A 26,489-nucleotide genomic window follows, 5' to 3' on the forward strand; every position below is an offset into this window, starting at 1 on the left:
CGGCTCCTCTCAGATGCGCCGGCGGCGCGGGGTCAGGGCGGCGCCGACGACGGCGGCCTTTGCGACGGGCGCGGGGCCCGGTGTGACGGCGCGCGTGACGACGGCGGCCTTGGCGACGGGGGCGCGGACGACGCCGACGCGCCCCACTCGTGCTGGTCTCAACATCTCAGACTCCCTGCTCTTCCTGCGTTTTCCGCTGTTCCTGCTGTTCCAAGTCCTCTGCGGCCTCCAGCTCGGCCTCCGCCTCCAGGGCGTCGGCGATGTCCTGGCTGTGGATGCGCCCATCCGCGATGAGCCGCCCGCCGGCCCTGCGTGCGGCCGCCGCGAACGGAGCCGCCCACACGTTCTCGTAGACGATGGCGCCGGCGACGCTGCCCGGCTCCATCGCCTCGGCCAGGGTGGCGATGTCCGCCTCCGCGAGGAAGTCGGCGAGCTGCTCCGCGAGCGTCGCGAGGGCCGACGGGCCCTCCAGCTCGGACAGCTCGACGGCCTCGACGGAGCCGTCCTCGTCCTTGACGAGCACGATGGCGTCGACGAGGCGGATGGTGCCGGCGTCGACGAGCGCCAGGAGCTCGTCGATCACCTCGCCGGAGAAATTCTGCTGCCCCGGCGGGAACTCGATGATCACGAAATCGATCGGTGCGACGGAGTCACTGTCGTCGGTCATGGGTGTCCCTCTCACTGGTCCGGTCATTTCCGGGGTCAGTGTCGCAGGGAAGGTCCCACCGTGGACAGGCAGTACTCGAGGGCTGCGGGAAGCCGCCCGATGTCGCGCACGACCGGGCGGAGGCGATACCGTCCCCTCGTGACCGCGACCATCGCACAGAGGCCACCGCGGGCACATTCCGTACTCCATCGCCGCAACCGGCGATCGTCGAAGGGACCAACGAATGGCCAGGGCTCCGATCGGCGGGCATCGCGAATTCGCCGTACTCCGCATCGATGAAGAACTGTCGTCGGCGGCGCAGTGATGAGCGCCGCGCAGCGCATCCCGCTCAACACCCTCGCGATCGCCTTCGGCCTCGCCGGGCTCGCCACCATCTGGACCGTGGCTGCCCGCCTCCTGGGCGTCCCGGAACCCATCGGGCAGGCACTCTGGGTGGTCGTCGCCGTCTCCTGGATCTGGCTCATCGTCGCGCACCTGCGCCGCGGCGCCAGGAGCGCCGAGACCCTGCGACAGCAGTTGAGGCATCCCGCGCAGGGCCCCATCGCCGCGCTCGTCCCTGTCGTCGGGATGCTGCTCGGCGCCGATCTGTACCGCTTCGTGCCGATCGCCGGCAGCGTCGTCGTCATCGTTGCGATCATCGTCGCCGCGGCGTTCGCCGGCTGGGTGCTGGCGTTCTGGCACAGCGGCAGCCTGCCCCCTGAGGCGTTCCACGGCGGCTATCTGCTGCCGACCGTGGCGGCGGGCCTGATCGCGGCGACCACGTCGTCCAGGATCGGTCTGCCCGGGATGGCGATCGGAGCCTTCGGCGTCGGCGTCTTCTTCTGGATCGTCATCTCGACCGTGCTCCTGGCGAGACTGGCGTTCTTCGCCCCTCTTCCCGACGCGCTCACGCCCACCTGCGCGATCCTGCTCGCACCACCCGCCGTGGCCGGAACCGCCTGGTTCACGATCAATGGCGAGCAGGCCGACCTCGTCTCCACCGTGCTTCTGGGGCTGCTGGTGCTCATGGCGCTGCAACAACTCGCGCTCCTCCCCCGCTATCGCAGGCTCACCTTCACGCTCGGCTTCTGGTCGTTCACGTTCCCGATCGCGGCCGCCGGCGCCTACGGCATCGAGTGGGCCTCCCTCGCCGCATTCCCCGGCTGGCAGGTCGTCTCGTGGGGCCTCGTCGTCATCGTCACGGGCGTGATACTGGCTGTCGCCGTGGCCTCCCTCCTTCTGGTGACGCGTGTCCGCCGAGGCGCGATGCGCGCCGAGATCCCGCTTCGGCACGCGGACGACGCGGTGGAACGGCGATGAGCCGACGTGGGCGGTGGGACTCGGATCTGGTCGCGCGGGAACCCGCTCCACTAGGGTCTGGGCATGAGCACTCGATTCGCGCGAGCGGGATTCGCCATCGCTGCCGTTGCAACCATGATCGTCCTCGCCGGGTGCTCCTCGTCCGGTTCCTCGTTCACCGGCGACTGGGGTCAGGTCGCACCCGGGAAGCCCTCCTTGACCATCAAGTCCGATGGTTCCTTCTCGGGTACCGACGGCTGCAACCCGCTCAAGGGTCAGGGCAGCATCTCCGGCGACACGTTCACGTTCGGGCCCTTCGCCTCGACGCTGAAGGCGTGCGAAGGGGTCACCCCGTGGCTCAACCTCGCCGCAACGGCGAAGGTCGACGGCAACACCCTCACCGTCTACCGATCCGGCGATACCAAGATCGGGACCCTCCAGCGGCGCTGAGCCGGGGATGAGTTCTGTGGACACCGGTCGCCTCCGCTTCGATCACGACGCAGTCCGGTCCGCAGCCGGCCTGTACGACGCGGGAAGGCGGGCTCGCGAGCGGGTGCCGCGCAGCATCCATGCGACGTATGCGCCGGCGAAGGATCGCGATCCCGTCGGCGTCCTCCGCCGGCAGCACGAGCACCGCGTCGCGGAGCTGATCCCGCTCCGGCTCGAGCGGATGACCGAGAACCCCTTCGCCTTCTACCGCGGTTCTGCCGCCATCCAGGCGGCCGACCTGCGCGACGAACCCCGCACGGGCATCGACGCGACCATCTGCGGCGACGCGCACGTCGCCAACTTCGGCATCTTCGCCTCACCGGAGCGCAGGCTCGTCTTCGACCTCAACGATTTCGACGAGGCCGCCTACGGGCCGTGGGAGTGGGATGTGAAGCGCTTCGTCACGAGCGTGGTGATCGCTGCGCGCCAGCGAGGATTCTCGGAGGCGAAGGCCGAGAGGGCGGCATCCGAGGCGGCCGCCGCCTACCGCACGGCGATGAGGCAGTTCACCGCGCTGGGCGCGCTGGAACGCTACTACCTGCGCGCGGACGTCCGCGGAGGCCGGCGGGCAGCGAGCTCGCAGAAGGTGCTCGACCGCGCGATCGCGGAGGCCTCCCGCCGCACGTCGGAGCGGGTGGTGCGCAAGATCACCGAACGCGCCCCCGACGGCACGACGGCGATCATCGAGAGTCCGCCACGACTCACCCACATCCCCGAGGCGACCGAACGCAGGGTGCTCGCGATCGCGCGCGAGTACGTCACCACCGTCTCCGCCGACATCGCGCTGCTCCTGTCCCAGTACACCGCGACGGATGCCGTGCGCCGGGTCGTCGGCGTCGGCAGCGTGGGGACGCGGTGCTACATCATCGTGCTCTCGGGGCCGGCCGGCGAGTCCTTGGTGCTTCAGGTGAAGGAAGCGACCGAGTCCGTCGTGGTGGAGTTCGGCGGCGCTCCCGCGGGATGCGCTCCCGCTTTCGACGATCACGCCCACTCCGCTGAGCACGGTCACCGTGTCGTCGCCAACCAGCGCGTGCTGCAGGCCGTGAGCGACCCGTTCCTCGGTTATGTCACGCAGGACGGGCATGCGTACTACATCCGGCAGTTCCGCGACCAGAACGTGTCCATCGACACGGAGACGCTCGGATTCCGGCCTTTCGCCGACTACGTCGACGCCTGCGGCACCGTCCTCGCGCGCGCCCACGCCCAGTCGCCCGACGCCCCGTTCATCTCGGGCTACCTCGGCGGCGGCACGGCATTCGACGCCGCGGTCGTCGCCTGGGCCTTCGCCTACGCGGACCAGGCGTACGCGGACTATCTGACTGTCGGCCAGGCGGTGGCCGACGGCCGGTTCTCACAGTGAAGGCCCTTCAGCGGCGCTGAACCGGGGGCGACGTACACGATCAGGGAGGGCGTATGCCGAGCCATATGGAAACGAAGTCGGACGACCTGCCGTCCTGGGTGAACTCGCCGACCAAGCGGGAGATCGTCTCCTTCGTCAGCTCCACCGCGGGAGACGGCCCCGATCACGTCCCCGTCGAGGAGCGCGTCGCCGTGTTCGACAACGACGGGACGCTGTGGACCGAGAAGCCGATGCCGACGCAGCTGCATTTCATCGTTCAGCAATGGGCGGCAGCGGCCAGAGCCGATCCGTCGCTGGCCGAGGACGAACCGTACCGGTCGGTGCTTGCCGGGGACTTCTCGTGGCTCGGCACCGCCATCGACAAGCACTACGCCGGCGACGACGCCGACCTTCATCAGATCGTCGGCGCTCTTCTGAAAGTGACGGAGGGCATGAGCGTCGAGGCGTACGAGGACGCCGTCCACGAGTTCTACCGGACCGCACGCCACCCGACGCTGGGCCGCCCGTACAACAGGGTCGTCTACCAGCCGATGGTGGAGCTCCTGCGGTATCTGGAGGCCAACGGATTCGCGTGCTACATCGTCTCCGGCGGCGACCGCGACTTCATGCGGCCGATGACCGTCGCGAACTACGGAATCCCGCCCGAACGCGTCGTCGGCTCGGCCGTAGGCCTCGTCTACGAGGAGGGCGAGGTGCGATACGGCTCGACGTTCGGCTTCCTGGACGACGGACCGGAGAAGCCGGTGCGGATCTGGAGCCGGATCGGCAAACGACCTCTCCTCGCCGTCGGGAACTCCAACGGAGACATGCCGATGCTGAAGTACGTGCAGAAGCATCCCCGCAGCCTCAGTCTGCTGATCCACCACGACGACGACACAGGCCGCGGCGATCTCCCCTACGACACGGGGGCCGAGGATGCGCTCGCCAGCGCCCACACCGACAGCTTCACGGTCGTGAGCGTCAAGGACGACTGGGCCAGCGTCTTCCCCGAATGACCTTCACCAGGATCGCCCCTGGTGCACACGGGCCGCCGCGGACAAGAATGAGCGCGTCAACCGACTGGGGGTTAGAACAATGGGTACTCCGTTCAGGGGCGTCATCAATCTCGACATCACCAAGTCCACCCCGGACTGGGGTCCGTACGCACAGCCGACGGCACCGGAGGGCGCACCCAACGTGCTCTACATCGTGCTCGACGACGTCGGTTTCTCCGCGATGGAGCCGTTCGGCGGCCTCATCGAGACCCCGAACATCAACCGGATCGCCGGAAACGGCCTGATCTACACGAACTTCCACACGACGGCCCTGTGCTCGCCGACCCGCTCCTGCCTTCTGACCGGCCGGAACCACACCACCAACAGCATGGGCAGCATCACGGAAGCGGCCGCGGGCTTCCCGAACTCGAGCGGGCACATCCCGTTCGAGTGCGGCAACATCGCCGAAGTCCTCGGCGAGCGGGGATGGAACACGTACGCCGTCGGCAAGTGGCACCTCACACCCGAGGACGAGATGAATCTCGCGTCTGTGCGCCGTCAGTGGCCGCTGGGCCGCGGCTTCGAGCGGTTCTACGGCTTCCTCGGCGCCGAGACGAACCAGTGGTACCCCGACCTGGTGCACGACAACCACCCGGTCGAGCAGCCGGCCACTCCCGAAGAGGGCTACCACTTCAGCGTCGACATCACCGACAAGGCGCTCTCGTTCATCCGCGACGCGAAAGCGGTCGCGCCCGACAAGCCGTTCCTGCTCTATTTCTGCCCGGGTGCCACGCACGCTCCGCATCACGCACCGAAGGAGTGGGCTGACCGCTACGCCGGCAGGTTCGACATGGGATACGAGGCGTACCGCGAAGAGGTCTTCCAGCGGCAGAAGGCGCTCGGCGTCGTTTCGGAGAACGCGGAACTGTCGCCGATCAACCCGTACGCGGACCGCACCAGCTCGAACGGCACACCGTGGCCCGAGCTCGACACCGTGCGGCCGTGGGACTCGCTGAACGACGACGAGAAGCGCCTCTTCGCCCGGATGGCAGAGGTCTACGCCGGCTTTCTGAGCCACATCGACCACCAGATCGGGCGTCTGCTCGACTACCTGGACGAGAGCGGGCAGGCAGACAACACGCTGATCGTCCTGGTCTCGGACAACGGCTCCTCGGGCGAGGGCGGTCCGAACGGTTCCGTCAACGAGAACAAGCTCTTCAACGGGATCCCGGACCGCATCGAGGACAATCTGAAGTACCTCGACGTGCTCGGCAGCCCGCTGACGTACAACCACTACCCCACCGGATGGGCGTGGGCCTTCAACACCCCGTTCAAGCTGTGGAAGCGGTACTCCAACTTCGAAGGGGGAACGGCGGACCCCATGATCGTGTCCTGGCCCGCGAAGATCACCGACCGCGGAAGCCGACACCAGTACACGCACGCGATCGACATCGTGCCCACGATCTACAACTCACTCGGCATCGAACCGCCCGAGACGCTCAAGGGGTACACGCAGTACCCGATCGAAGGTGTCGCGTTCGAGGCCTCCTTCGCGGACGCCGAGGCGGACACCGGCAAGCATTCGCAGTTCTACTCGATGGGCGGCACCCGGGCGCTGTGGAGGGACGGCTGGAAGGCGGTCGCCGTGTCCCCTGCCGCACCCGACGCGTGGGCCGACTACGAGGCGCAGGAGTGGGAGCTGTACGACACCGCCTCGGACCCGAGCGAGGTGCACGATGTCGCGGCCGAGCATCCCGACCTTCTCCGCGAGCTCATCTCGCTGTGGTGGGTGCAGGCCGGCATGTACAACGCACTGCCTCTGGAGAACCGGAACGCGGTGGAGATCCTCGGCACCGAGCGGCCGCAGATAGCGAAACCGCGCAACCGGTACATCTTCTATCCCGGCAGCTCGGAGGTTCCGGAGGCGGTGGCGCCGAACATCCGGAACCGGTCGTACACGATCGCCGCGCAGGTCGACATCGACGGCCCCGACGCGACCGGTGTGCTGTTCTCGCACGGCGCCCGCTTCGGCGGGCACGCGTTGTACATCAAGGACGGCCGGCTGAAGTACGTCTACAACTGGGTGGGGATGGAGGAGCAGATCGTCGAATCGGATCGTCCCGTGCCGAGCGGCCGGGTGGTCCTGTCGGCCAGCTTCGACATGACACCGGGAACCATGCCCGCGGAGGGCACGCTGACGCTCCACATCGGAACGGACGATGTCGGCTCGGCGACGATCAGGACGCAGCCCGGGAAGTTCTCCATCGCGGGGGAAGGTCTCAACGTCGGGAAGGATTCGGCAGAGCCGGTCACCTCCGACTACGCGGGAGAGTCTCCGTGGCCCTTCACGGGCGGCACCATCCAGCGCGTCGCCGTCGACGTCAGCGGCGAGCCGTTCGTCGACCTCGCGCAAGAGGCGGCGATGGCATTCGCCCGGGACTGACGAGCAGACCGACCGCCTGCGTCGCGCGCCGAGGTGCACGTCGCGGCGAGAGCAGGTGGGATCCGGAACAACGCGTGACAGCGACCTGATGGTGGAGATGGGGGGAATCGAACCCCCGTCAGAAAAGTGTGGGCAAAGTGTAGGCACGGGCTACCTCCGTCCGCACGCACGTAAGCGGATCATTCACCGGGCGGCGGCTATTCCTCCAACTTGACTGTGACGCCGAGCTCGGAACAGGTAGTGCCTGCTTGCGCTGCTGTGGATTCGAGAAGATGGACTCCCTCGGGGGTGTTGTTATCGAGGTAGGCGATGAGTGCCCCTTGGGCAGCGATCAGCGTCTGGGAGGTACCACTCCACTGAACGTCAGCCGCCTGCGCCCTTTCGGCCGCTTCTACAACCTGTGCGCCTAGCCTCGCAGCGGTGGACTTCGTCTCTGCTTCGGACGTCCCGCTCACTGTGAACATTTCTTGCAGGGCGGTGCACGCCTCAATTGCGTTTTGGCGCCCAACGTCAGCGGTGGGAACCGAGGTTGGTGGAGGGGTCGGCGCGGAGGTCACGCTTGGGGTCTCCCGCTGGATCGGCGTTGGGCTGGCTGTCGCTAAGGGCGCCGACTCAAGCAGATTGGAGTTGAGCGCGTATGCGACTCCTCCACCCGACACAACGAGGGCGGCGACCACCAAGCCGACCACCATGCCCACCCGATTGCGACCACCAGCCCGAGTCTGGTCTCTGCGTGCTGTCTCGACGACAGCCCGACGCCATGCGGCGCTACGTCCCTCGTCGAAACGTTCGTCGTCGTTCATCGGAGACCTCCCTCGGTCGATGCGAAGTCGGTGGATTCAGCGAGCAAAGCTGCTAGACGTACCTTCGCCCGAGAGAGACGAGACTTCACCGTCCCCGGCGCTACGTCCAACGCCGCGGCAGCGTCCGCCGTGCTGAGCTCCTCGATGACGCACAGCGAGAGAATGTCCTGGTCCCGGCGCGGCAAACGAGAAAGAGCACCGTGCAGGGCGACCCGCCGACGGTCAGAGTCGAGCCGAGCGTCAACAAGGTGGCTGTGGTCGGGCATTTGCTCAGGCGTTGGGAGACCGGCAAGTACGTGCCGGTAGCGGCGGCTCGCGCGAGCGAGGTTCCGGCTGACGTTGTTCGCCGTGACCAGCAGCCACCCAATCACCGAACCATCGACGTCCCGCAACGAGTCGCGCCGCCGCCAGGCCTCGAGGAAGACCATGCCGGTTACATCCTCCGCGTCGTGTGCCGAGTTAGTCATTCTCCGCGCCTGCCGAAACACGCGATCGCGGTGCAGATCGAACAACTCCCCGAAGGCGTCGGGATCGCCTGCACGTACGCGCGCCAGCAATGCCCCCTCGCCGGTGTCTTCTGTCGTCACACTTAGATAATGTCCGACGACGCGAAACGGTTCCCAACCATCCGCGAGCTACGAACGCGACGACAAAGAAGCAAACGGTCAAACCGAGATGGGCCTCCGTCCGCAAGCCGGTCGGCAGCCGGTCGGCAGGCGGGGCGCCCGTAAGCCGATGGTCCAGCGGAAAAACGGGGCCTCTTCCGCAAGCGGAAAAGGCCCCGACTTCCGCGGAATGACGCGGATCTCAAGCAACGCGTGACAGCGACCTGATGGTGGAGATGGGGGGAATCGAACCCCCGTCCACTGCTGTGGTCATGTGCCTTCTACGGGCGTAGCCAATGAAGTCGCTTTCTCGGTCCCGGAGCTTGTCATTGGCACCTGCTCCGACGGACCCAGTATCAGTGGAAGTCCCTCTGCGCCCTGATGCTCAACGCAGAAGCAAGTCCCCTAGCTGACGCCAGGATCCGGGTAGGGAACGATTCCCGGACTGACGGTCTCTCAAATGGCGGAGGTGAACTTACGCCGCGAGGGCGAAGTCGGCCTTGGCCGAGACAGTGCTCTTGTTATTGGCACTTATTTTTTCGCATGGATCGTTAACGAGATAACCATGCATCCTCGACCCGCTTCTCACAGTCACGCAGACAATGTCGAAACCGATCATCCCCATGCGCGGCCTGTCGGCCGGGTCGCTGTCACGCGCTGTTGAGTTGTCCAGATACCAGTTTGCCCGACCAGGCGGGCAGCTACTCATAGTACAACATCGCCCCTTCGCTGTTTATGCCACCATCGGGGAATGGCCGACACGATCATCACCGTCCAAGGGGAATACGAGCTGCGTCACCCGGCCGAGCGCGGTGCCGCGCGGCTGCGGGTCACCTACGAGGGGCCGTCGCGCGAGGACGTGCTCGCGCTCACGACGCAGCGACAGCTCCAGCTCAGCAGCGAGCTGCGGGAGCTCCACAACCCGCAGAGCGGTCCCGTCACGCAGTGGTCCTCCGACCAGCTCCGGGTCTGGGGCGATCGCCCGTGGAGCAACGACGGTCGCCGGCTCGACGTCGTGCATCATGCGGAGGTCGGGATCGACGCGCGGTTCAGCGACCTGGCCGCCCTGTCCGACTGGGTCGGGGTGGTGTCGCTGCTCGACGGCGTCGCGGTCGACGGCGTCACCTGGTCGCTGACGGAGGCGCGCCGGCAGACTCTGACGCAGGAGGCGCGGCGCCGGGCGGTGGAGAACGCGGTCGCGAAGGCGACGGTGTACGCGACGAGTCTCGGGCTCACCACGGTGAAGCCGCTCGCGCTCAGCGACCCGGGCATGCTCGGCGACGGGTCGGCGCCCGGGCAGCCGCCGCAGCCGCTGTTCGCCCGCGCGGTGTCCGCCGACTCCGGAGGGGCGACCCTGTCGCTCAAGCCGGAGGAGCTGACCATCGCGGTGCAGGTGCACGCGCGGTTCTCCGCCAGCTGACCGGTGCCGCCTGCTGCCGGGCTGCGGGGATCAGGATCCGGGCGTCTGCGGCGTGCCCGGCGTCGACGGCGGACGGGTGGGGAACGCGTCCAGCTTGAGCACGCGTGTCGCGGTCACGGTGTCGTCGGCGCGCTTCGCGATGACGATCACCTCGTCCCCCTTCGCGAAGTCCGACTTCGACGCCGACTTCATCGGCGTGCCGAACACCGTCGACGACGTCACCCGCACCTCGACCGACGAGCCGCTGTCGCGGTCGATGGTCCAGGTGTCCCCCGAGATGGAGACGATGGTGCCGCGCACGAGCACGCGGCCCTTCTGGTCGCCGCCCTGCTGGCCGCCGCCGCTGCCGTTGTCATCGCCGTCGCCCGGCATCCCCGGCATCCCGGGCATTCCCGGCTGCCCATGACCCTGCCCCGGGATGACGCGCGAGATGGCCCGCTCGCCCATGTGCGACACCACGCTGGCGACCGCGAAGGAGCCGGCCGTCACCAGCCCGAGCAGTACGACGATCGAGAGCACGAGCGTCGAAATCGCGAACGCCAGTCCGTGCCGCTTGTAGAACGGCTCGGTGACAACCGGCGCTGCCGTGCCCGGTACCGCCGTGCCCGGAGCCGCGGGACCCGGAGCCGACGCAGGCGGACCAGGCGGCGGCGTGGAGCCCGGGGAAGCCGGCAGCGGCTCGGTGGGATCGGTGGGCGGTGTGTTGCTCATGTTCATATGAAAGCAGCCGTGAGCCCTGTTCGCGCTGGGAAGCGGTTATGGGTCCGATGAGAATCCCGGCGGGTGCTGCGCGTCAGGCCGGCTCGACGAGCACGGAGCGGAGCATCGCCAGCTCGACCTCGTCGAGCCCGGCGTCGAGCAGGTACTGCCGAACGCTGCCCGCGCGCTCCTCGATCCGGTCGATCGTGGTCTCCAGCGCCTCCCGCGGACTGCCGCCGAGGATGATCCGCAGATCGGGCGTCACCTCGACCCCGTAGCCGCGGACCAGCTCCAACATCCCCTCGAGCCACGGCCCGCGCAGGTTGTCCTCGGTGAGCGCGTAGTCGGCCACGACGGTCTCGCGGTCGACACCGACGGCGAGCAGGGCGAGCGCCACGACGATGCCGGTGCGGTCCTTGCCCGCCGTGCAGTGCACGACCACCGCCTCCTCCCCCGTGTCCGCGATCTCGCGCAAGGCACGGACGATCACGTCGGTGTGCTGGAAGACGATCTTGTCGTACAGGTGCACGATGGTCGCACCGACGGTGGCCGCCGAGGCGCCGGAGCCCTCGAACACCGGCAGCCGCAGCACCTCGACATCCAGTCCGTCCAGGTCGTCGGGCAGCGCCTCCACCTCGAAGTCGTCGCGCAGGTCGATCACGATGCGGATGCCCAGCTCGCGCAGCGCCTCCCGCCCGGGTCGTCCGATCCGGCCGAGCGCGTCGGCGCGGTACAGCTTTCCGCGGCGCGTGGTGCCGCCCGCCGCCGGGTAGCCGCCGACATCCCGGAAGTTGTACGTTCCTGCGATCGGGATGCGCTGAGCGGTGGAGTCCATGACCTCAGTCTGTCACTCCGCCGGAACGGTCACTCGCCCAGGTGGTTGCGCGTGGACATCGCCCGCTGCGCCTCGCGCTGGTCCTGACGCTCCCGCAGAGCCTGCCGCTTGTCGTACTCGCGCTTGCCCTTGGCGACTGCGATCTCGACCTTCGCGCGGCCGTCGTTGAAGTAGATCGACAGCGGCACGATGGTGTAGCCGCCCTGCTTGACCTTGTTCTCGATCTTGAGGATCTGGGCCTTGTGCAGCAGCAGCTTCCGCTTGCGGCGCGGTGCGTGGTTGTTCCAGGTGCCGTCGGCGTACTCGGGGATGTGCACGGCGTCGAGCCAGGCCTCTCCGCCGTCGACGAACGCGTAGCCGTCGACGAGGGACGCCCGTCCCATCCGCAGCGACTTCACCTCGGTCCCGGTGAGCACGAGGCCCGCCTCGAAGGTGTCCTCGATCGTGTAGTCGTGGCGCGCCCGGCGATTGGTGGCCACGACCTTCTGGCCCCGTTCCTTCGGCACAGCTCGCTCCTCACATCGGCGACGGTCATCGCCCGGCGCGGTGCCGGGCAGCGGACCAGTCTATCGCCTCGCCGGTCTCCCGGGCGCGGCTCAGACCTTCAGATACCGCTTGATGGCGAAGTTGGCGGACGCCGCGGCCAGCACCACGCCGATCACGACGAGGATGGGGATCACCAGCCAAGCCTGCTCCATCCCGACGAAGTTGATCGACTGGATGCGCTGGCTGAGGTACCCGCGGACGAAGAACTGCACGCCGAGCGCGATTACGACCGACGCGAGGATCGACCCGACGAGCGCGGCGATCACGCCCTCGATGATGAACGGCGTCTGGATGAAGCGGTTGGAGGCGCCGACGAGCCGCATGATCCCGATCTCCCGCCTTCGCGAGAATGCGGAGAGCCGGATGGTCGTGGCGATCAGCAGCACAGCGGCCACGAGCATGAGCGCCGCGATGCCGATCGCGGTGTAGCTGGCGGCGTTGAGGATGCTGAAGATCTGGTCCAGGTAGCTCCGCTGGTCGACAACGCTCTGCACGCCCGCCGACCCGGAGAGCGTCTCGGTGAGCACGGCCGACTGGTTCGGATCCTTCAGGTTCACCCAGAACGTCTGCGGGATCATGTCCGGCGTCACGAAGTCGGCGATCTGGTTGCCCTTGAACTGCTCTTTGAACTGCTCGTAGCCCTGCTTCTGGTCCTGGAAGTAGAACTTCTGGATGTACGGGGCGAGCTCGGGCGACTCGAGCTGCTTCTTGACCGCCTCGATGGACTGGTCGGTGGCCGGCCCGCTCGCGCAGTTGTCCGTCGTCGTGCACATGTACACGGCGACCTGCGCGCGGTCGTACCAGTAGGTCTTCATCTGGCCGATCTGCATCTGCAGCAGGACGGCGGTGCCGACGAAGGTCAGCGAGATGAACGTGACGAGGATGACCGACACGACCATCGACAGGTTGCGGCGGAGGCCGTTGCCGACCTCCGACCAGATGAGTCCGAATCTCATTTCGTCGGCCCCACATTCTGGTCGCCGTCACGGTCGGCGTCCTCGCGGAGTCCGCTGAGGTCGAGGTTCGCCGTGAAGTTCAGGTGTTCGGGCAGCTCCTCCGACGCGGGCGCCGGCGGGACCGGGGCGGTCGCGAACTGCACCGGGGCCGGATAGGCGGCCGGCCGCGGCTGCTCGGCGGGCTGCGCGTGCTGCGGCTGGTGAGCCGGCGTCTGCGGCGCCTGCTGCGGCTGCGGCACCGCCACCGGGGCCGTTGGGGTCGAGGTCGGTGCGTTCGGCCGGGTCATCGGCGCGGCAGGCGCTGCGGGCGCCGCGGCGGCCGCTCCCGCGAACACGGGTGTCGCGTCGGAGACCGGCTCGTCGCGCTCCAGCGGCTGCGCCACCGGGATCGCGGCGGTGAAGCCGTATCCGCCGTGGCGCTCGTCGCGGACGATCTGGCCGCCGACGAGCTCGATGACGCGTCGCTTCATCTGGTCGACGATCGCGGCCTCGTGCGTGGCCATGACGACGGTGGTGCCGCCGGCGTTGATGCGTTCGAGCACGGCCATGATGCCGGCGCTCGTCGCGGGGTCGAGGTTTCCGGTGGGCTCGTCGGCGAGGAGCACCTGCGGCTTGTTGACCACCGCCCGGGCGATCGCGACGCGCTGCTGCTCACCACCCGAGAGCTCGTGCGGCAGGCGCTGCGCCTTGCCGTCGAGGCCGACCATCTTCAGGACGTCGGGCACGGCCTCCTGGATGAAGCCCCGCGACTTGCCGATCACCTGCAGGGTGAAGGCGACGTTCTGGAAGACGTTCTTGTTCGGCAGCAGCCGGAAGTCCTGGAAGACGACACCGATGTTGCGGCGGAAGTACGGCACCTTGCGCGACGAGATCGTGCCGAGGTCCTGCCCCAGCACGTGGATCTTGCCCTTGGTCGGCTTCTCCTCTTTGAGGATGAGGCGCAGGCAGCTGGACTTGCCGGAACCCGAGGCGCCGACGAGGAAGACGAACTCTCCGCGCAGCACTTCGAGGTTGATGCCGTTGAGTGCCGGGCGCGCTGTGCCCGGGTACTGCTTGGATACGTGTTCGAACCGGATCATGACCCCTTGAGACTAAGCAGTCCCGCCCCGATCCGCAGTAGCGACATGCCCGTGCGGCACAACCCCGCCGTTCCGCGCCCCAGCAAGACGACCTCCGGCTCTACTCCCCGGACTTGTTGCCCGCGCGCCAGCGGATGCCCGCCGCGATGAAGCCGTCGAGGTCGCCGTCGAAGACGGCGCTCGGGTTGCCCGACTCGTAGCCGGTGCGGAGGTCCTTCACCAGCTGCTGGCCGTAGAGAAAGTAGGAGCGCATCTGGTCGCCCCAGCTCGCCGTGATCGTGCCGGCGAGCTCCTTCTTCTTCGCGGCCTCCTCCTCCTTCTGCAGCAGCAGGAGTCGGGTCTGCAGCACGCGCATGGCGGCGGCACGGTTCTGGATCTGCGACTTCTCGTTCTGCATCGAGACGACGAGGCCGGTCGGGAGGTGGGTGATGCGCACCGCGGAGTCGGTGGTGTTGACCGACTGGCCGCCGGGGCCGGACGAGCGGAACACATCCACGCGGATGTCGCCCTCCGGGACCTCGACCTCCGTCGCCTCCTCCATCAGCGGGATGACCTCCACTGCGGCGAAGGACGTCTGCCGCTTGTCGGCCGAGCCGAACGGGCTGATGCGCGCGAGGCGGTGGGTGCCGGCCTCGACCGACAGCGTGCCGAACGCGTAGGGCGCATCCACCTCGAAGGTCGCGGATTTGATGCCAGCGCCCTCCGCATACGACGTGTCCATGACCTTCACCGGGTACTTGTGCTGCTCCGCCCAGCGCAGGTACATGCGCATGAGCATCTCGGCGAAGTCGGTGGCGTCGTCGCCGCCTGCGCCGGAGCGGATGGTCACGATGGCCGCGCGGTTGTCGTACTCGCCGCTCAGCAGCGTCTGCACCTCCAGGTCGCCGAGCGCGGTCTGCAGCGACTGCAGCTCGGCCCGCGCCTCGGCGGCCGACTCCTCGTCCTCCGCCTCGTTCGCGAGCTCGACCAGCACCTCCAGGTCGTCCAGACGGCGCTCGATCGCCGTGATGCGCGCGAGCTCCGACTGGCGGTGACTGAGCGCGCTCGTCACCTTCTGGGCGTTCGTGGTGTCGTCCCAGAGGTCGGGGGCTCCCGCCTTCTCGCTCAGGTCGGCGATGTCGGCGCGCAGCCGGTCGACGTCGACCACCGCGGTGATGTCGGCGAAGGTGGATCGCAGGTCGGCGATCTGGGAGGAGAGGTCGAGTTCGATCATGTCGCCCTCCAGCCTACCGGGCGGTCAGGTGAGTCACCCGAGCGGGAAGTTGTACGGTGTTAACGAAATGACTTCCGACGAGCGCCCCTTCTCCTTCCGCTCCGTCGCCCTCGCCGCCTTCCTGCCGACGCTCCTCTTCTCGATCGGGGAGGGCGCGATCATCCCGATCATCCCCGTCGCCGCAGGCAACCTCGGTGCGACCCTGGCGATGGCCGGCTTCATCGCCTCGATGGTGATGCTCGGCGAACTGATCGGAGACATCCCGAGCGGATGGGTGGTGTCGCGCGTCGGCGAGCGCACCTCGATGATCGGCGCAGCCGTCGTCGCGATCGTCGGCGTCGCGATCTGCCTGCTGGCGCCCAACTACTGGGTGCTGATGGCCGGAATCTTCCTGGTCGGCATCGCGACCGCCGTGTTCGCCCTCGCCCGCCACGCGTTCATGACCTCGTACGTTCCCGCTCGCTATCGCGCCAGGGCACTGTCCACCCTCGGCGGCATCTTCCGCGGCGGATGGTTCATCGGCCCGCTCATCGCGTCCGCCGTCATCGCGGCGACGGCGTCCACGCAGTCCGTGTTCTGGATCTTCATCGTCAGCTGCCTCGGCTCGGTCGTCGTGCTGCTGGCACTCCCGGACCCCGAGAAGATGTTCGGGCCGTCCGCGCGGGTCACCGACGAATCCGGCGCCCAGGTGACGACCGGCGAGGAGGAGGCGGAGGAGCGCACCCACGGGCTGTTCCGTACGATCTGGTCGTTCCGCGAGGTGCTCATCCGGATGGGCGCGGGCGTCTCGCTCGTGGCGGCGATCCGCTCCGCCCGCACCGTTCTGATGCCGCTGTGGGCCGTGTCCATCGGACTGAGCGAGTCGAACACCGCGCTCATCATCGGTCTCGCCGGCGCCGTCGACTTCGCCCTCTTCTACGCCAGCGGGCAGATCATGGACCGGTTCGGGCGGATGTGGAGCGCCATCCCGTCCATGCTCGGCCTCGGCCTCGGCTTCCTGGTGCTCGCCTTCTCGCACGACCTGAGCTCCGCGGTCGCCTGGTACATCGGCGTCTCGTTGTTCCTCTCGGTGGCGAACGGCATCGGCTCCGGCATCGTGATGACGCTCGGGGCGGACCTCGCGCCGAAGGACCGGCCCGCGCCCTTCCTCGGTGCCTGGCGGTTCTCGGCCGACGCCGGCCAGGCCGCCGCTCCCCTGGTCGTCTCGCTGCTGACGGCGCTCGTCTCGATTTCGTTCGCCAGCGGAGTCATGGGCGTCCTGGGGCTGGTCGGCGCGGGCATGCTGGCCCGCTACATCCCGCGCTACGTCCCACGTCGCCCCCGGCCCGCCTGACGCGGAATACCCTGGCCGGTGAGGCGTTTGCATCCATGCAAACGCATGAATCGAGGGATGACATGGCCGGGAAGCTGGAACTCGGGATCGACACGTTCGGCGACGTGACGCTGGATGCGGACGGTACGCCGCTGTCGCAGGCGCAGACGCTCCGCAACGTCGTGGCGGAGGGGGTGCAGGCCGACCGCGTCGGCCTCGACTTCTTCGGCGTCGGCGAGCACCACCGCGAGGACTTCGCCGTTTCGGCGCCCGAGGTCGTGCTCGCGGCGATCGCCGGGCAGACGGAGCGCATCCACCTCGGATCGGCCGTGACGGTGCTGAGCTCGGACGACCCGGTGCGCGTGTTCCAGCGGTTCGCGACCCTCGACGGCATCTCCGGCGGTCGCGCAGAGGTCATCCTCGGCCGCGGCTCGTTCATCGAGTCGTTCCCGCTGTTCGGCTACGACCTCGCGAAGTACGAGGAGCTGTTCGAGGAGAAGCTGAGCCTGTTCGCCGAGGTGCGCAAGCAGGAGCCGGTCACCTGGACGGGCGAACTGCGCCCCTCCCTGGATGGGCAGTCGGTGTACCCGCACGTCGAGCGCGGCCTGCTGAAGACGTGGATCGGCGTGGGTGGGAGCCCGGAGTCGGTTGTGCGTGCGGCGCACTACGGCTTCCCGCTCGTGCTCGCCATCATCGGCGGCGGCCCGATGCGGTTCCAGCCGCTCGCCGAACTGTACCGCAAGGCCCTCGAGCAGTTCGGGCAGGACACGAGCCTCCCGATCGGCGTGCACTCCCCCGGTTTCATCGCAGAGACCGACCAGGAGGCCAAGGACATCCTGTGGCCGCACTACGAGGTGATGACGAATCGCATCGGCCGTGAGCGCGGCTGGCCGCCGGCCTCGCGCGCCCGATTCGAGCACGAGGCCGGGCCGGACGGTGCGCTCGTCGTCGGCTCGCCCGAGACCGTCGCGCAGAAGATCGCCTACGCGGCGAAGGGGCTCGGCGCCTCCCGCTTCGACATCAAGATGAGCAACGGGACGCTCCCCCACGACGACCTGATGCGATCCATCGAGCTGTACGGCACGGAGGTCGCCCCGCGCGTCCATGAGCTAATGTCGTAGCCGCGCCCAGCGCACTGCGGGAGTGGTGAAACTGGCAGACACGCAGGATTTAGGTTCCTGTGCTTCACGGCGTGAGGGTTCGAGTCCCTTCTCCCGCACCCGTACGACCCCAGGATGATCTTTCCGGGCAGGCCCGAATTCGCACGCTTCGTGCAGCTTCCAGCGCATGGCCGACGCTAAACTCGGGCTCAGCTTTCCCACCGATCCCTCCTGGAGTACCGTGATCCATCACGCCGGCCTCATCCCGTGGCTCGACCCGAACACCATCATCCATTCGGCGGGTCCCTGGGCGCTCCTCGTGGTCTGCGGGATCGTCTTCGCCGAGACCGGTCTGCTGGTCGGCTTCCTGCTTCCGGGCGACACGCTGCTGATCATCTCGGGGCTGCTGACGCACACCTCCCTGGTGTTCGGCGTCGACATCTGGTGGGTCTGCCTCGCCATCGCGTTCGCGGCGTTCCTCGGCGGAGAGGCCGGGTATCTGATCGGCCACAAGGCCGGCCCTCGGATCTTCGAACGCAAGGAGACCGGACTGTTCTCGATGGAGAACGTGCGGCGCACCAACCAGTTCTTCGAGCGCTTCGGTGCACTCGCGGTCATCGTTGCCCGGTTCGTGCCGATCGTGCGCACCTTCGCGCCGGTCGCCGCGGGCGTCGGCCACATGTCCTACAAGAAGTACTCGCTGTACAACGCCCTCGGCGCGCTGCTGTGGGGCGCCGGGCTGACGTTCTTCGGCTATCTGATCGGCTACATCCCGCCGGTGGCGAACTTCGTCTCCAGCTACATCGATGTCATCCTGATCGGCGCGGTCGTCATCACCCTGGTGCCGACGCTGTTCCACTACTTCCAGTCGCTGCGGAAGTCGAAGCGCAAGGCCGCGGAGGATTCGGCCGCTCCCGCGGCGGTCGAGGAGCCTGCCCCCGCTCCCACGCACCCCGAGGCCTGACCCGCCGGGCGCGCCCATCCGGCCCGTGTCAGCGGGTCAGCGGGTCAGCGGTGGAACTCGTCCTCGTGGGCGGCGTGCTCCGCCGGCTCCAGCTGGAAGGTGGAGTGCTCCACGTCGAAGTGCTTCGACAGACAGCCGGACAGTTCGTCGAGCAGGGTGCCCGTCCGGCCCTCGCGGAACACCGCCGGCTCGCACACCACGTGCGCGCTGAACACCGGCGCCCCCGAGGTGATCGCCCAGACGTGCACGTCGTGGACCGCGACGACCCCCGCCGTCCCGAGGATGTGGTCCCGGATCTCGGCGACATCCGTGTCCGCCGGCGCCGCCTCGCTCAGCACCCGCACCACGTCGCGCAGCAGCACGAACGCACGAGGGACGATCAGCGCGGCGATCAGCAGCGACGCGATCGCGTCGGCCGGGGTGAAGCCGGTGAGCAGGATGACCACGGCCGCGACGATGACGGTGGCGGACCCCACCAGGTCGCCGAACACCTCCAGATACGCCCCGCGCATATTGATCGAGTGTCCGGCGGCGGGCCGGAGCAGCAGCAGCGCCCCGAAGTTCGCGACGAGGCCGATCACCGCGACGACGAGCATCGGGACGCTGTGCACCTCGGTCGCGCCGCCCACCAGGCGGCCGATCGCTCCGACGGTGACCGTGACCGCGACGACGACGAGGATGAGGCCGTTGATGAGCGCGCCGAACACCTCCGCACGGCGGAAGCCGAAAGTCTGTCGGTCCGTCGCCGGGCGCGCGGCGACGATGGTCGCCATCAGCGCGATGATCAGCCCGGCGAGATCGCTGAGCATGTGGCCGGCGTCGGCCAGCAGCGAGAGGGAGCCGCTCACCCACGCGCCGACGACCTCGACGACGAGTACGACCGCCACGATGCCGATGGCGATCAGCAGGCGGTTGCGGTTGGCGGTGTGGCCGTGGTCGTGACTCATCTCGCCTTCTACGGTAGATAGAAGTCGCCCGCGTCGCCAGGGGGTGGGGCTAGATGGGAATGAGTGCCGTTCTCAGCTCTCGCCGAGCGCCTGCAGCGCGGGGACGATGGCCGAGAGCGCGCGCGCCCGGTGGCTCTCCGCGTTCTTCGCCGCCGGCTCCAGCTCCGCAGCCGTCACGTCGTGGCCGTCCGGCACGAAGATCGGGTCGTAGCCGTGCCCGTTCCGCCCGCGCGGCGCCCGCGCGATGCTGCCCGGCCAGATGCCCTGGACGACGGTCGGCTCGCCGTCCGGGGTGACCAGCGCCAGCGTCGCGGTGAAGTGCGCGGAGCGATCGGCGTCCGGGATGTCGGCGAGCTGGTCGAGCAGCAGCTGCAGGTTCGCGGCGGCATCGCCGTGCGAGCCCGCCCAGCGGGCGGAGAAGATCCCGGGGGCGCCGCCCATCACATCCACGCAGATGCCCGAGTCGTCGGCGAGGGCGGGCAGCCCGGTGTGCGCGACGGCGGCCCGTGCCTTGATCAGAGCGTTCTCCTCGAAGCTGACGCCGTCCTCCACCGGCTCGGGGCCGTCGTAGGCGACGATCTCGAGACCGGGCACCTCGCGGCCGAGGATCTGCTGGAATTCGGCGGCCTTGTGCTGGTTGTGCGTTGCGAGGACGACGCGGACCACGCTCAGCCCTCCGCCCCCACCGCGGCCGGGGTGAGCGCCGCCGCCTGGATGCCCGCGAGCTCGGTCGTGCCGGCCAGCGCGAGGTCGAGGAGCGCGTTGAGCTCTCCGCGGTCGAACGGGGCGCCCTCGGCCGTTCCCTGCACCTCCACGAAGAGGCCGCGTCCGGTCACGACGACGTTCATGTCGGTCTCGGCGCGCACGTCCTCGACGTAGGCCAGGTCGAGCATCGGGCTGCCGTCGATGATGCCGACGGAGACGGCGGAGACGGAGTCGATCAGCGGCGTCGCCTTCTGGCCGATGAAGCGGTGCTCGCGACCCCACTCCAGCGCCTCCGCGAGGGCGACGTAGGCGCCGGTGATCGCGGCCGTGCGCGTCCCGCCGTCGGCCTGCAGCACGTCGCAGTCGAGGACGATCGTGTTCTCGCCGAGCGCCTTCATGTCGACGACGGCCCGGAGGCTGCGGCCGACCAGGCGGCTGATCTCGTGCGTGCGCCCGCCGACGCGTCCCTTGACGGACTCCCGGTCCATGCGCTCGTTGGTGGAGCGCGGGAGCATGGCGTACTCGGCGGTGACCCATCCGCGGCCCTTGCCCGACATCCAGCGCGGGACGCCGTTGGTGAACGAGGCGGTGCACAGCACGCGCGTGTTGCCGAAGGAGATGAGCGCGGAGCCCTCGGCCTGGCGGCTCCAGCCGCGCTCGATGGTCACGGGCCGCAGCTGGTCGGGGGTGCGCCCGTCGGCGCGGGTGATGTCGGTCACGAGGTCTCCTCGGTGGGTGGGTGGATGGTCAGAGCGGGAGGTCGATGACGCCGGTGTGCACCAGATCGACACGCGAGACCTCGGGGCCGATGAACCGGTGGGCGAGGCGCAAGAAGGTGTCGGCGTCCGACCCGGTGGCCTCGTAGTGGATGGTCGGCGGGAGCGGCGAGCGCCGCTCGAGCCCCTGGCCGACGAGCGTGCGGTAGACGTCTTTTGCGGTCTCCGTGTCGCTCGACACGAGCGACACGGACTCGCCCATCACGTACGAGATCGCGCCCTTCAGGAACGGGTAGTGCGTGCAGCCGAGCACCAGGGTGTCGACGTCCGCCTCGCGGAGCGGCTGGAGGTACTCGGCGGTGACCCGCAGCACCTCCTCGCCGCTCGTGACGCCCGCCTCCACGAACTCCACGAAACGCGGGCACGCCTGCGTGAACAGCTGGAGCGTCGGCGCGGCGGCGAACGCATCCTCGTACGCACGGGAGGCGATGGTGCCGACGGTCCCGATGACCCCGACCCGGCCGGTGCGCGTCGCGGAGACGGCACGGCGGACGGCCGGCTGGATCACCTCGATCACGGGCACGTCGTAGCGCTCGCGCGCATCCCGCAGCATGGCGGACGATGCGGTGTTGCAGGCGATGACGAGCATCTTCACGCCCTGGTCGACCAGGAAGTCGAGCACCTCGAGCGAATAGCGGCGCACGTCGGCGATCGACTTCGGGCCGTACGGGGAGTGCGCGGTGTCCCCGACATACAGCAGGGACTCGTTGGGCAGCTGATCGCGGATCGCCCGGGCGACGGTCAGCCCGCCGACACCCGAGTCGAAGATCCCAATCGGCGCATCCGTCACAGCACTCCAGCCTACCCGTCCCTCCGCGCTGCCCGGCGTGGGCATGCCCCGGCGTGGGTAGGCTGGGCGGCGTGACCGAGAGAGCCGCGTCCTCCGCCCTGCTGACCGACCGCTACGAGCTCACGATGCTCGACGCCGCGCTCCTCGCCGGGACGCACGACCGCGAATGCGTGTTCGAGGCGTTCACCCGGCGCCTCCCCGCCGGCCGCCGCTACGGGGTGCTCGCCGGCACCGGGCGGCTGCTGGAGCTCATCGAGCAGTTCCGGTTCCAGGACGCCGAGCTGCAGTTCCTGCGCGACAACCACGTGGTGCGCGATGAGACCATCGACTGGCTCGCCGACTACCGCTTCTCCGGCACCATCCGCGGCTACCGCGAGGGCGAGCTGTTCTTCCCGGGTTCGCCGTTCTTCATCGTGGACGCCCCTTTCGCCGAGGGCGTCATCCTGGAGACCCTGCTGCTGAGCGTGTTCAACTACGACTCGGCCGTCGCCTCGGCCGCCGCCCGGATGGTCGCCGCCGCGGGCGGACGGCCGCTCGCCGAGATGGGATCCCGCCGCGCGAACGAGCGGTCGGCCGTGGCCGCCGCCCGCGCCGCCTTCATCGCCGGGTTCTCCGCCACCTCGAACCTCGAAGCCGGCCGCACCTGGGGCGTTCCGACGATGGGGACCGCGGCGCACGCCTTCACGCTCCTGCACGACTCCGAAGAGGACGCCTTCCGGGCGCAGGTGAATGCGCTCGGCCCCGGGACGACGCTCCTCGTGGACACCTTCGATGTCGGGAAGGCGATCGAGACCGCCGTGAAGGTGGCCGGTCCGGAGCTCGGCGCTGTGCGACTCGACTCCGGCGACCTGCCGAAGCTGGTGAAGCAGGTGCGCGAGCAGCTCGACTCCCTCGGCGCCACGAAGACCCGCATCACGGTCACCAACGACCTCGACGAGTTCACGATCGCGGCGCTTGCCGCCTCGCCGGTCGACTCGTACGGGGTCGGGACCTCGGTCGTGACCGGATCGGGGCATCCCGCGTCCGGCATGGTCTACAAGCTCGTCGCGCACCGCAGCGGAGACGGCGGCGAGTGGATCTCCGTCGCGAAGAAGTCGGACGGCAAGGCCAGCATCGGTGGCCGCAAGCACCCGATCCGCCGGCTCGACGCACGCGGGACGGCCGTGGCCGAGGTGGTGCACATCGTCGAGAAGGGCGACACGCCGGACGACAGCGGCCGCGACCTCCTGGTGCCGCTGATCACCGACGGCGAGGTGCACCGCGAGCATCTGGGCGTCGAGGGGACGCGCCGCGCGCGCGACCACCGTGCGCTCGCCATGGCGGAGCTGCCGGACGAGGCGTTCCGCCTGGGCCGCGGCGACCCCGTGCTGCCGACCATCTTCGGCTGAGCCGGACGATCGCGGGCGGGGCGGCTACTCGCCCTGGAGGCCTTCGTAGATCTCGCGGCAGGTCGGGCACACCGGGAACTTCTCGGGGTCGCGGTTCGGCGTCCACATCTTGCCGCACAGCGCCTTCACCGGCTTGCCCGTGAGCGCCGACTCGAGGATCTGCTCCTTCTTGACGTAGTGCGAGAAGCGCTCGTGGTCCCCCGGCTCCTGGTTCTGCAGGAGCTCCTCGAGTTCGCGGTCGAGCGTCGTCGCCCCGCCACCGCTCGGCTGGCCGCCCGGCTCGGAGATGCTCGCTTCGTTCATGGCACCAGTTTAGACGCCGCGTGAGTGGATGCGGCCGGGAGCGCGCGAGCGCGCACCTCAGTCGTTGCGGTTCGCGAAGGCCATGATCTCCGGCCCGCGGCGGTCGAACACGCGACCGCCCAGCCAGATCCCGAAGAACAGGGTGGCGAAGCCGATCAGTACGGCGGCGACCGGGGCGATCGCCAGCCAGAACGCGTTGACCGTGAGGCCGAGGACGAGGAACACCAGCACGGGCGAGGCCAGGATCAGGATCGCGAAGAAGCTGAGCGACTGGACGAGCGCCGCCGACGCACCCGAGGTCTGCGGCTGGGTGAACGCGCTGTCGCCCGGCTTCGTCGCGGGGTACGGGAAGAGCGCCGACGAGATGCTGGACAGGCCGAGGCCGATCACCAGGATCGCGCCGCTGAGCGCCGCCACCGACGGAAGCACCGCCCAGTCGCCGAAGACGACGGTCGTCGCGATGGATCCGACCACCAGGACCGGGATGCCCACCACGACCGGCGGGAACATCCGGCCGGCACGGTCGGCCATGCCGCGCGTGCCCGAGACGAGGTGGAGCCAGATCGCGGTGCTGTCGTAGGCGAGGTCGTTGTGGATGCTCCAGCCGAGGAAGAGGCACACCAGCGGCAGCGGCACCAGGGCGATGAAATGCCACGGGAGTCCGGCGAGCGCCAGGGCGACCACGACCGCGACCGGGATGACCGGGAGGAGGACGATCGACACCCAGTAGCGCGCGTCCCTCCCCCAGTACGTCATCGAGCGCGCGGCGATCGCGGCGGTCGGGCCGCCGGGCAGCCGGTCGAACCAGCCGAGGCCGTGATACGCCTTGGAGCGCTGCTCGCGCTCGGGCGACGCGACGACGTGGGCGACGAGCGCGGTCCAGGCCAGCCAGAGCAGGCCGAGGGTCGCGAGCGCGATGATGAGCTGCAGCACGGCAACGCCCCAGTCGCCCTCCGCAGCGGCACCGGGCGCCGACCACATGGCGCCGAGCGGCGTCCAGGCCAGCCACCCCGCCGCGCCCCCGAGCGCTCCGAGGCCGTCGCGGCCCCAGTCGACGGTCACGAGCAGCAGCAGCACGGGGCCGATCAGCACGAGGAGCAGGATGCCGATCACGCCTCCCGCCTCCCGGGAACGACGCGTCGACAGCATCGAGTGCGCGATCGCCGTGGTGACACGGGAGGCGAGGATGCAGGTGAGCACGACGATGACCGCCGAGATCAGCGCGACCAGCACCGTCCCGGCGTTCTGCGACCAGGTGACGACGGTCGCCCCCGCGCAGATGACGAGCACGAGCGACGGGATGCCGAGCAGCCCGGCGAGCAGCAGCCCGGTGGCGAGCGACCGGTTCGGGATGCCGAACAGGGCGAACTCGCGCGGGTCGAGCGTGTCGTCGACGCCGAACAGCAGCGGGAGCAGGGCGAAGCCGGCGAGCACGACCGCGCCGATGACGACCAGCACGCTGTGCGTCGCCGCCACATCGGAGACGAGGCGTGCGGCGACCAGCGAGCCGACGACGATGACGGTGATGAACCCTCCGTAGAGCAGCCCGATCACCAGGCCGAAGACCTGCCACGGGGTCCGCCGGAAGGCGTTGCCCATGATCCGCAGCTTCAGTCCGAGAAACTGTGCAACCACTCCATGCCTTCCGCTGCCTTGCGACCGCCGGCCAGGTCGACGAAGCGCTCCTCGAGCGTCTGCTCGCCGCGCACCTCGTCGATGGTCCCGGAAGCGAGCACCTGCCCGCGGACGATGATCGCGACGCTGTCGCACACGCGCTGGATCATGTCCATGCCATGGCTGGAGACGACGACTGTGCCGCCCGCTGCGGTGTAGCGCTGCAGGATATCGATGATGTTCGCGGCCGACACCGGGTCGACCGACTCGAACGGCTCGTCCAGCACCAGGAGTCGCGGCGAGTGGATCATCGCGGCGGCGAGGGCGATCTTCTTGGTCATGCCCGCGGAGTAGTCGGCGACCAGACGGTCGAGGGCGTCCTCGATGCCGAAGGCGGCGGCGAGGTCGCCGGTGCGCGCCCGGACGGTCTTGGCGCTCAGACCGCGCAGCGTGCCCGCGTAGCGCAGGAACTGGGCGCCGGTGAGGCGGTCGAACAGCCGGAGCTTGTCCGGAAGCACACCGATGATGTGCTTGGCCCTGACCGGCTCGGCCCAGACGTCGACGCCGTGCACGACAACGCGGCCGGCGTCCGGCCGGAGCAGTCCGGTGACGATGGAGAGAGTGGTCGTCTTCCCCGCGCCGTTCGGCCCGACGATCCCGTAGAAGGAGCCTTCCCGGATGTCGAGGCTCACTCCGTCGACGGCGACCGTGTCGCCGTAGCGCTTCTGCACGCCGGTGATCGTGAGCACCGTCGGCCGGGTGTCCACCGGCTCCGGCGCGTCGAGCGCGACGGTCGGGGCGGCGCTCGCGGCGGCCGTCTCGGTCTTCGTGCGTGTGGTCTGTCGCGGCTTCGCCGCGGTCGTTCGTGTCCGCGGTGCGCGCGTGCTCGTCCCGGCGGCGGCCGCAGCCGTCTTCGCCGGGGCGCGCTTCGCCCGTGGAACGGAGCCGGTCTGGGCCCCGCCCTCCGCGGTCGTCGGCTCTGCGGCCTCCGCCATGGTGTCCCCCCTCTGCGTGTTCCGTTCAGCCGTCTCCGCCGCTTCCGCCGCCCGGTCCTCCTCGGGCTCGGTGCTCTGGGGACGCGCGTGCTCGGAACTCACCCCGCTAACGTACCAACACCCGCGCGCCTGCGTACCCCCCGCACGAGCGTGAGGCGATCGGTCTGCTCCGAAAGTCCTGTGAGGAACATAACGACCCAACAACGACATCCGTCAACCCCTGCCGCC

General features: G+C 69.0%; 26 protein-coding genes, 1 tRNA gene and 1 other RNA gene. 11 read left to right on the forward strand and 17 right to left on the reverse strand.

Annotated elements, in window-relative coordinates:
• Window positions 1-9: 9 nt before the first annotated feature.
• Both BLW09_RS19070 and BLW09_RS10520 read right to left on the reverse strand, forming a co-directional pair.
• Complete coding sequence (locus tag BLW09_RS19070; protein ID WP_172824199.1) at window positions 10-165, reverse strand: hypothetical protein; 156 nt, start codon at window positions 163-165, stop codon at window positions 10-12.
• Window position 166: 1 nt separating this feature from the next.
• Window positions 167-667, reverse strand: a complete 501-nt coding sequence (locus tag BLW09_RS10520) for a DUF6325 family protein (protein WP_089912098.1) — start codon at window positions 665-667, stop codon at window positions 167-169.
• Between the two features lie 303 nt (window positions 668-970).
• Here BLW09_RS10520 and BLW09_RS10525 point away from each other — a divergent pair, with 303 nt between their 5' ends.
• From BLW09_RS10525 to BLW09_RS10545, 5 genes are all read left to right on the forward strand, one after another.
• A complete protein-coding gene (locus BLW09_RS10525) occupies window positions 971-1,966 on the forward strand; it encodes a hypothetical protein (protein ID WP_089912101.1) in 996 nt (331 codons plus the stop codon).
• A gap of 63 nt (window positions 1,967-2,029) precedes the next feature.
• On the forward strand, window positions 2,030-2,395 hold the full coding sequence (locus BLW09_RS10530) for an META domain-containing protein (RefSeq protein WP_089912104.1): 366 nt from the start codon (window positions 2,030-2,032) through the stop codon (window positions 2,393-2,395).
• 16 nt (window positions 2,396-2,411) lie between these two features.
• Window positions 2,412-3,794 (forward strand): DUF2252 domain-containing protein, encoded by a 1,383-nt coding sequence (locus BLW09_RS10535; RefSeq protein WP_231946781.1) that lies wholly within the window; start codon window positions 2,412-2,414, stop codon window positions 3,792-3,794.
• A gap of 65 nt (window positions 3,795-3,859) precedes the next feature.
• Window positions 3,860-4,789, forward strand: coding sequence for an HAD family hydrolase (locus BLW09_RS10540; protein ID WP_089912109.1), 930 nt, complete (start codon window positions 3,860-3,862; stop codon window positions 4,787-4,789).
• Window positions 4,790-4,868: 79 nt separating this feature from the next.
• Window positions 4,869-7,211, forward strand: coding sequence for an arylsulfatase (locus BLW09_RS10545; RefSeq protein ID WP_089912111.1), 2,343 nt, complete (start codon window positions 4,869-4,871; stop codon window positions 7,209-7,211).
• Between the two features lie 799 nt (window positions 7,212-8,010).
• Here BLW09_RS10545 and BLW09_RS10550 read toward each other — a convergent pair.
• Both BLW09_RS10550 and ssrA read right to left on the reverse strand, forming a co-directional pair.
• The gene (locus BLW09_RS10550; RefSeq protein ID WP_089912114.1) at window positions 8,011-8,601 is read right to left on the reverse strand and encodes an RNA polymerase sigma factor; all 591 of its coding nucleotides are present in this window, start codon (window positions 8,599-8,601) and stop codon (window positions 8,011-8,013) included.
• A gap of 246 nt (window positions 8,602-8,847) precedes the next feature.
• Window positions 8,848-9,242, reverse strand: a transfer-messenger RNA (tmRNA) gene (gene ssrA, locus BLW09_RS10555).
• 128 nt (window positions 9,243-9,370) lie between these two features.
• Here ssrA and BLW09_RS10560 point away from each other — a divergent pair.
• A complete protein-coding gene (locus BLW09_RS10560) occupies window positions 9,371-10,039 on the forward strand; it encodes an SIMPL domain-containing protein (RefSeq protein ID WP_089912117.1) in 669 nt (222 codons plus the stop codon).
• A gap of 30 nt (window positions 10,040-10,069) precedes the next feature.
• Here BLW09_RS10560 and BLW09_RS10565 read toward each other — a convergent pair whose 3' ends face one another.
• The 6 genes from BLW09_RS10565 to prfB all read right to left on the reverse strand — a co-directional run bounded on the left by BLW09_RS10565 (window position 10,070) and on the right by prfB (window position 15,367).
• Window positions 10,070-10,750, reverse strand: a complete 681-nt coding sequence (locus tag BLW09_RS10565) for a DUF5666 domain-containing protein (RefSeq protein ID WP_231946782.1) — start codon at window positions 10,748-10,750, stop codon at window positions 10,070-10,072.
• An 82-nt stretch (window positions 10,751-10,832) separates the two neighbouring features.
• A complete protein-coding gene (locus BLW09_RS10570; RefSeq protein WP_089912124.1) occupies window positions 10,833-11,573 on the reverse strand; it encodes a tyrosine-protein phosphatase in 741 nt (246 codons plus the stop codon).
• A gap of 29 nt (window positions 11,574-11,602) precedes the next feature.
• On the reverse strand, window positions 11,603-12,079 hold the full coding sequence (gene smpB / locus BLW09_RS10575) for an SsrA-binding protein SmpB (protein ID WP_089912127.1): 477 nt from the start codon (window positions 12,077-12,079) through the stop codon (window positions 11,603-11,605).
• Window positions 12,080-12,169: 90 nt separating this feature from the next.
• Window positions 12,170-13,075, reverse strand: a complete 906-nt coding sequence (ftsX, locus tag BLW09_RS10580) for a permease-like cell division protein FtsX (RefSeq protein ID WP_089912130.1) — start codon at window positions 13,073-13,075, stop codon at window positions 12,170-12,172.
• The gene (ftsE, locus tag BLW09_RS10585) at window positions 13,072-14,154 is read right to left on the reverse strand and encodes a cell division ATP-binding protein FtsE (protein ID WP_089912133.1); all 1,083 of its coding nucleotides are present in this window, start codon (window positions 14,152-14,154) and stop codon (window positions 13,072-13,074) included. The genes ftsX and ftsE overlap by 4 nt, the downstream gene beginning before the upstream one ends.
• 100 nt (window positions 14,155-14,254) lie before the next feature.
• Complete coding sequence (gene prfB / locus BLW09_RS10590) at window positions 14,255-15,367, reverse strand: peptide chain release factor 2 (RefSeq protein ID WP_089912136.1); 1,113 nt, start codon at window positions 15,365-15,367, stop codon at window positions 14,255-14,257.
• Window positions 15,368-15,434: 67 nt separating this feature from the next.
• Here prfB and BLW09_RS10595 point away from each other — a divergent pair, with 67 nt between their 5' ends.
• From BLW09_RS10595 to BLW09_RS10610, 4 genes are all read left to right on the forward strand, one after another.
• Complete coding sequence (locus BLW09_RS10595) at window positions 15,435-16,700, forward strand: MFS transporter (protein ID WP_089912139.1); 1,266 nt, start codon at window positions 15,435-15,437, stop codon at window positions 16,698-16,700.
• A gap of 62 nt (window positions 16,701-16,762) precedes the next feature.
• Window positions 16,763-17,800 (forward strand): LLM class flavin-dependent oxidoreductase, encoded by a 1,038-nt coding sequence (locus BLW09_RS10600; RefSeq protein ID WP_089912142.1) that lies wholly within the window; start codon window positions 16,763-16,765, stop codon window positions 17,798-17,800.
• A gap of 16 nt (window positions 17,801-17,816) precedes the next feature.
• A tRNA-Leu gene (locus BLW09_RS10605) sits at window positions 17,817-17,898 on the forward strand.
• A 68-nt stretch (window positions 17,899-17,966) separates the two neighbouring features.
• Complete coding sequence (locus BLW09_RS10610; protein WP_231946783.1) at window positions 17,967-18,743, forward strand: DedA family protein; 777 nt, start codon at window positions 17,967-17,969, stop codon at window positions 18,741-18,743.
• A gap of 44 nt (window positions 18,744-18,787) precedes the next feature.
• Here the strand turns inward: BLW09_RS10610 and BLW09_RS10615 are convergent, their stop codons facing one another.
• The 4 genes from BLW09_RS10615 to murI form a co-directional block, all read right to left on the reverse strand.
• Window positions 18,788-19,690: a cation diffusion facilitator family transporter gene (locus BLW09_RS10615; protein WP_089912149.1), complete on the reverse strand. Its 903-nt coding sequence runs from the start codon at window positions 19,688-19,690 to the stop codon at window positions 18,788-18,790.
• A 72-nt stretch (window positions 19,691-19,762) separates the two neighbouring features.
• Window positions 19,763-20,356, reverse strand: coding sequence for an RdgB/HAM1 family non-canonical purine NTP pyrophosphatase (rdgB, locus tag BLW09_RS10620; RefSeq protein WP_089912151.1), 594 nt, complete (start codon window positions 20,354-20,356; stop codon window positions 19,763-19,765).
• A 2-nt stretch (window positions 20,357-20,358) separates the two neighbouring features.
• Entirely contained in the window at window positions 20,359-21,114 is a 756-nt protein-coding gene (gene rph, locus BLW09_RS10625; protein WP_089912154.1) for a ribonuclease PH, read from the reverse strand.
• 28 nt (window positions 21,115-21,142) lie between these two features.
• Window positions 21,143-21,961, reverse strand: a complete 819-nt coding sequence (gene murI, locus BLW09_RS10630; RefSeq protein WP_089912157.1) for a glutamate racemase — start codon at window positions 21,959-21,961, stop codon at window positions 21,143-21,145.
• 71 nt (window positions 21,962-22,032) lie between these two features.
• Between murI and BLW09_RS10635 the strand changes: the two genes are divergently transcribed.
• Entirely contained in the window at window positions 22,033-23,349 is a 1,317-nt protein-coding gene (locus BLW09_RS10635) for a nicotinate phosphoribosyltransferase (RefSeq protein WP_089912160.1), read from the forward strand.
• Between the two features lie 24 nt (window positions 23,350-23,373).
• Here BLW09_RS10635 and BLW09_RS10640 read toward each other — a convergent pair whose 3' ends face one another.
• Genes BLW09_RS10640 through BLW09_RS10650 form a run of 3 tightly spaced genes read right to left on the reverse strand, consistent with a single transcriptional unit; the run spans window position 23,374 to window position 26,261 of the window.
• Window positions 23,374-23,652, reverse strand: a complete 279-nt coding sequence (locus BLW09_RS10640) for a DUF3039 domain-containing protein (RefSeq protein ID WP_018190512.1) — start codon at window positions 23,650-23,652, stop codon at window positions 23,374-23,376.
• A gap of 57 nt (window positions 23,653-23,709) precedes the next feature.
• The gene (locus tag BLW09_RS10645) at window positions 23,710-25,287 is read right to left on the reverse strand and encodes a hypothetical protein (protein WP_231946784.1); all 1,578 of its coding nucleotides are present in this window, start codon (window positions 25,285-25,287) and stop codon (window positions 23,710-23,712) included.
• Window positions 25,263-26,261, reverse strand: a complete 999-nt coding sequence (locus BLW09_RS10650) for an ABC transporter ATP-binding protein (protein ID WP_089912167.1) — start codon at window positions 26,259-26,261, stop codon at window positions 25,263-25,265. Before BLW09_RS10650 ends, BLW09_RS10645 begins: the two co-directional genes overlap by 25 nt.
• Window positions 26,262-26,489: the final 228 nt, after the last annotated feature.

This window comes from Leifsonia sp. 21MFCrub1.1 (assembly GCF_900107895.1).
In the GTDB taxonomy this organism is placed as follows: Bacteria; Actinomycetota; Actinomycetes; order Actinomycetales; family Microbacteriaceae; genus Leifsonia; species Leifsonia soli.

What these genes read in the sequence shown, in the direction of transcription:
- BLW09_RS19070 (WP_172824199.1), bottom strand. Translation starts at nt 165, where the DNA reads ATGTTGAGACCAGCACGAGTGGGGCGCGTCGGCGTCGTCCGCGCCCCC.
- BLW09_RS10520 (WP_089912098.1), bottom strand. Translation starts at nt 667, where the DNA reads ATGACCGACGACAGTGACTCCGTCGCACCGATCGATTTCGTGATCATC.
- BLW09_RS10525 (WP_089912101.1), top strand. Translation starts at nt 971, where the DNA reads ATGAGCGCCGCGCAGCGCATCCCGCTCAACACCCTCGCGATCGCCTTC.
- BLW09_RS10530 (WP_089912104.1), top strand. Translation starts at nt 2,030, where the DNA reads ATGAGCACTCGATTCGCGCGAGCGGGATTCGCCATCGCTGCCGTTGCA.
- BLW09_RS10540 (WP_089912109.1), top strand. Translation starts at nt 3,860, where the DNA reads ATGGAAACGAAGTCGGACGACCTGCCGTCCTGGGTGAACTCGCCGACC.
- BLW09_RS10545 (WP_089912111.1), top strand. Translation starts at nt 4,869, where the DNA reads ATGGGTACTCCGTTCAGGGGCGTCATCAATCTCGACATCACCAAGTCC.
- BLW09_RS10560 (WP_089912117.1), top strand. Translation starts at nt 9,371, where the DNA reads ATGGCCGACACGATCATCACCGTCCAAGGGGAATACGAGCTGCGTCAC.
- BLW09_RS10565 (WP_231946782.1), bottom strand. Translation starts at nt 10,750, where the DNA reads ATGAGCAACACACCGCCCACCGATCCCACCGAGCCGCTGCCGGCTTCC.
- BLW09_RS10570 (WP_089912124.1), bottom strand. Translation starts at nt 11,573, where the DNA reads ATGGACTCCACCGCTCAGCGCATCCCGATCGCAGGAACGTACAACTTC.
- ftsX (WP_089912130.1), bottom strand. Translation starts at nt 13,075, where the DNA reads ATGAGATTCGGACTCATCTGGTCGGAGGTCGGCAACGGCCTCCGCCGC.
- ftsE (WP_089912133.1), bottom strand. Translation starts at nt 14,154, where the DNA reads ATGATCCGGTTCGAACACGTATCCAAGCAGTACCCGGGCACAGCGCGC.
- prfB (WP_089912136.1), bottom strand. Translation starts at nt 15,367, where the DNA reads ATGATCGAACTCGACCTCTCCTCCCAGATCGCCGACCTGCGATCCACC.
- BLW09_RS10595 (WP_089912139.1), top strand. Translation starts at nt 15,435, where the DNA reads ATGACTTCCGACGAGCGCCCCTTCTCCTTCCGCTCCGTCGCCCTCGCC.
- BLW09_RS10600 (WP_089912142.1), top strand. Translation starts at nt 16,763, where the DNA reads ATGGCCGGGAAGCTGGAACTCGGGATCGACACGTTCGGCGACGTGACG.
- BLW09_RS10610 (WP_231946783.1), top strand. Translation starts at nt 17,967, where the DNA reads ATGGCCGACGCTAAACTCGGGCTCAGCTTTCCCACCGATCCCTCCTGG.
- BLW09_RS10615 (WP_089912149.1), bottom strand. Translation starts at nt 19,690, where the DNA reads ATGAGTCACGACCACGGCCACACCGCCAACCGCAACCGCCTGCTGATC.
- BLW09_RS10640 (WP_018190512.1), bottom strand. Translation starts at nt 23,652, where the DNA reads ATGAACGAAGCGAGCATCTCCGAGCCGGGCGGCCAGCCGAGCGGTGGC.
- BLW09_RS10650 (WP_089912167.1), bottom strand. Translation starts at nt 26,261, where the DNA reads ATGGCGGAGGCCGCAGAGCCGACGACCGCGGAGGGCGGGGCCCAGACC.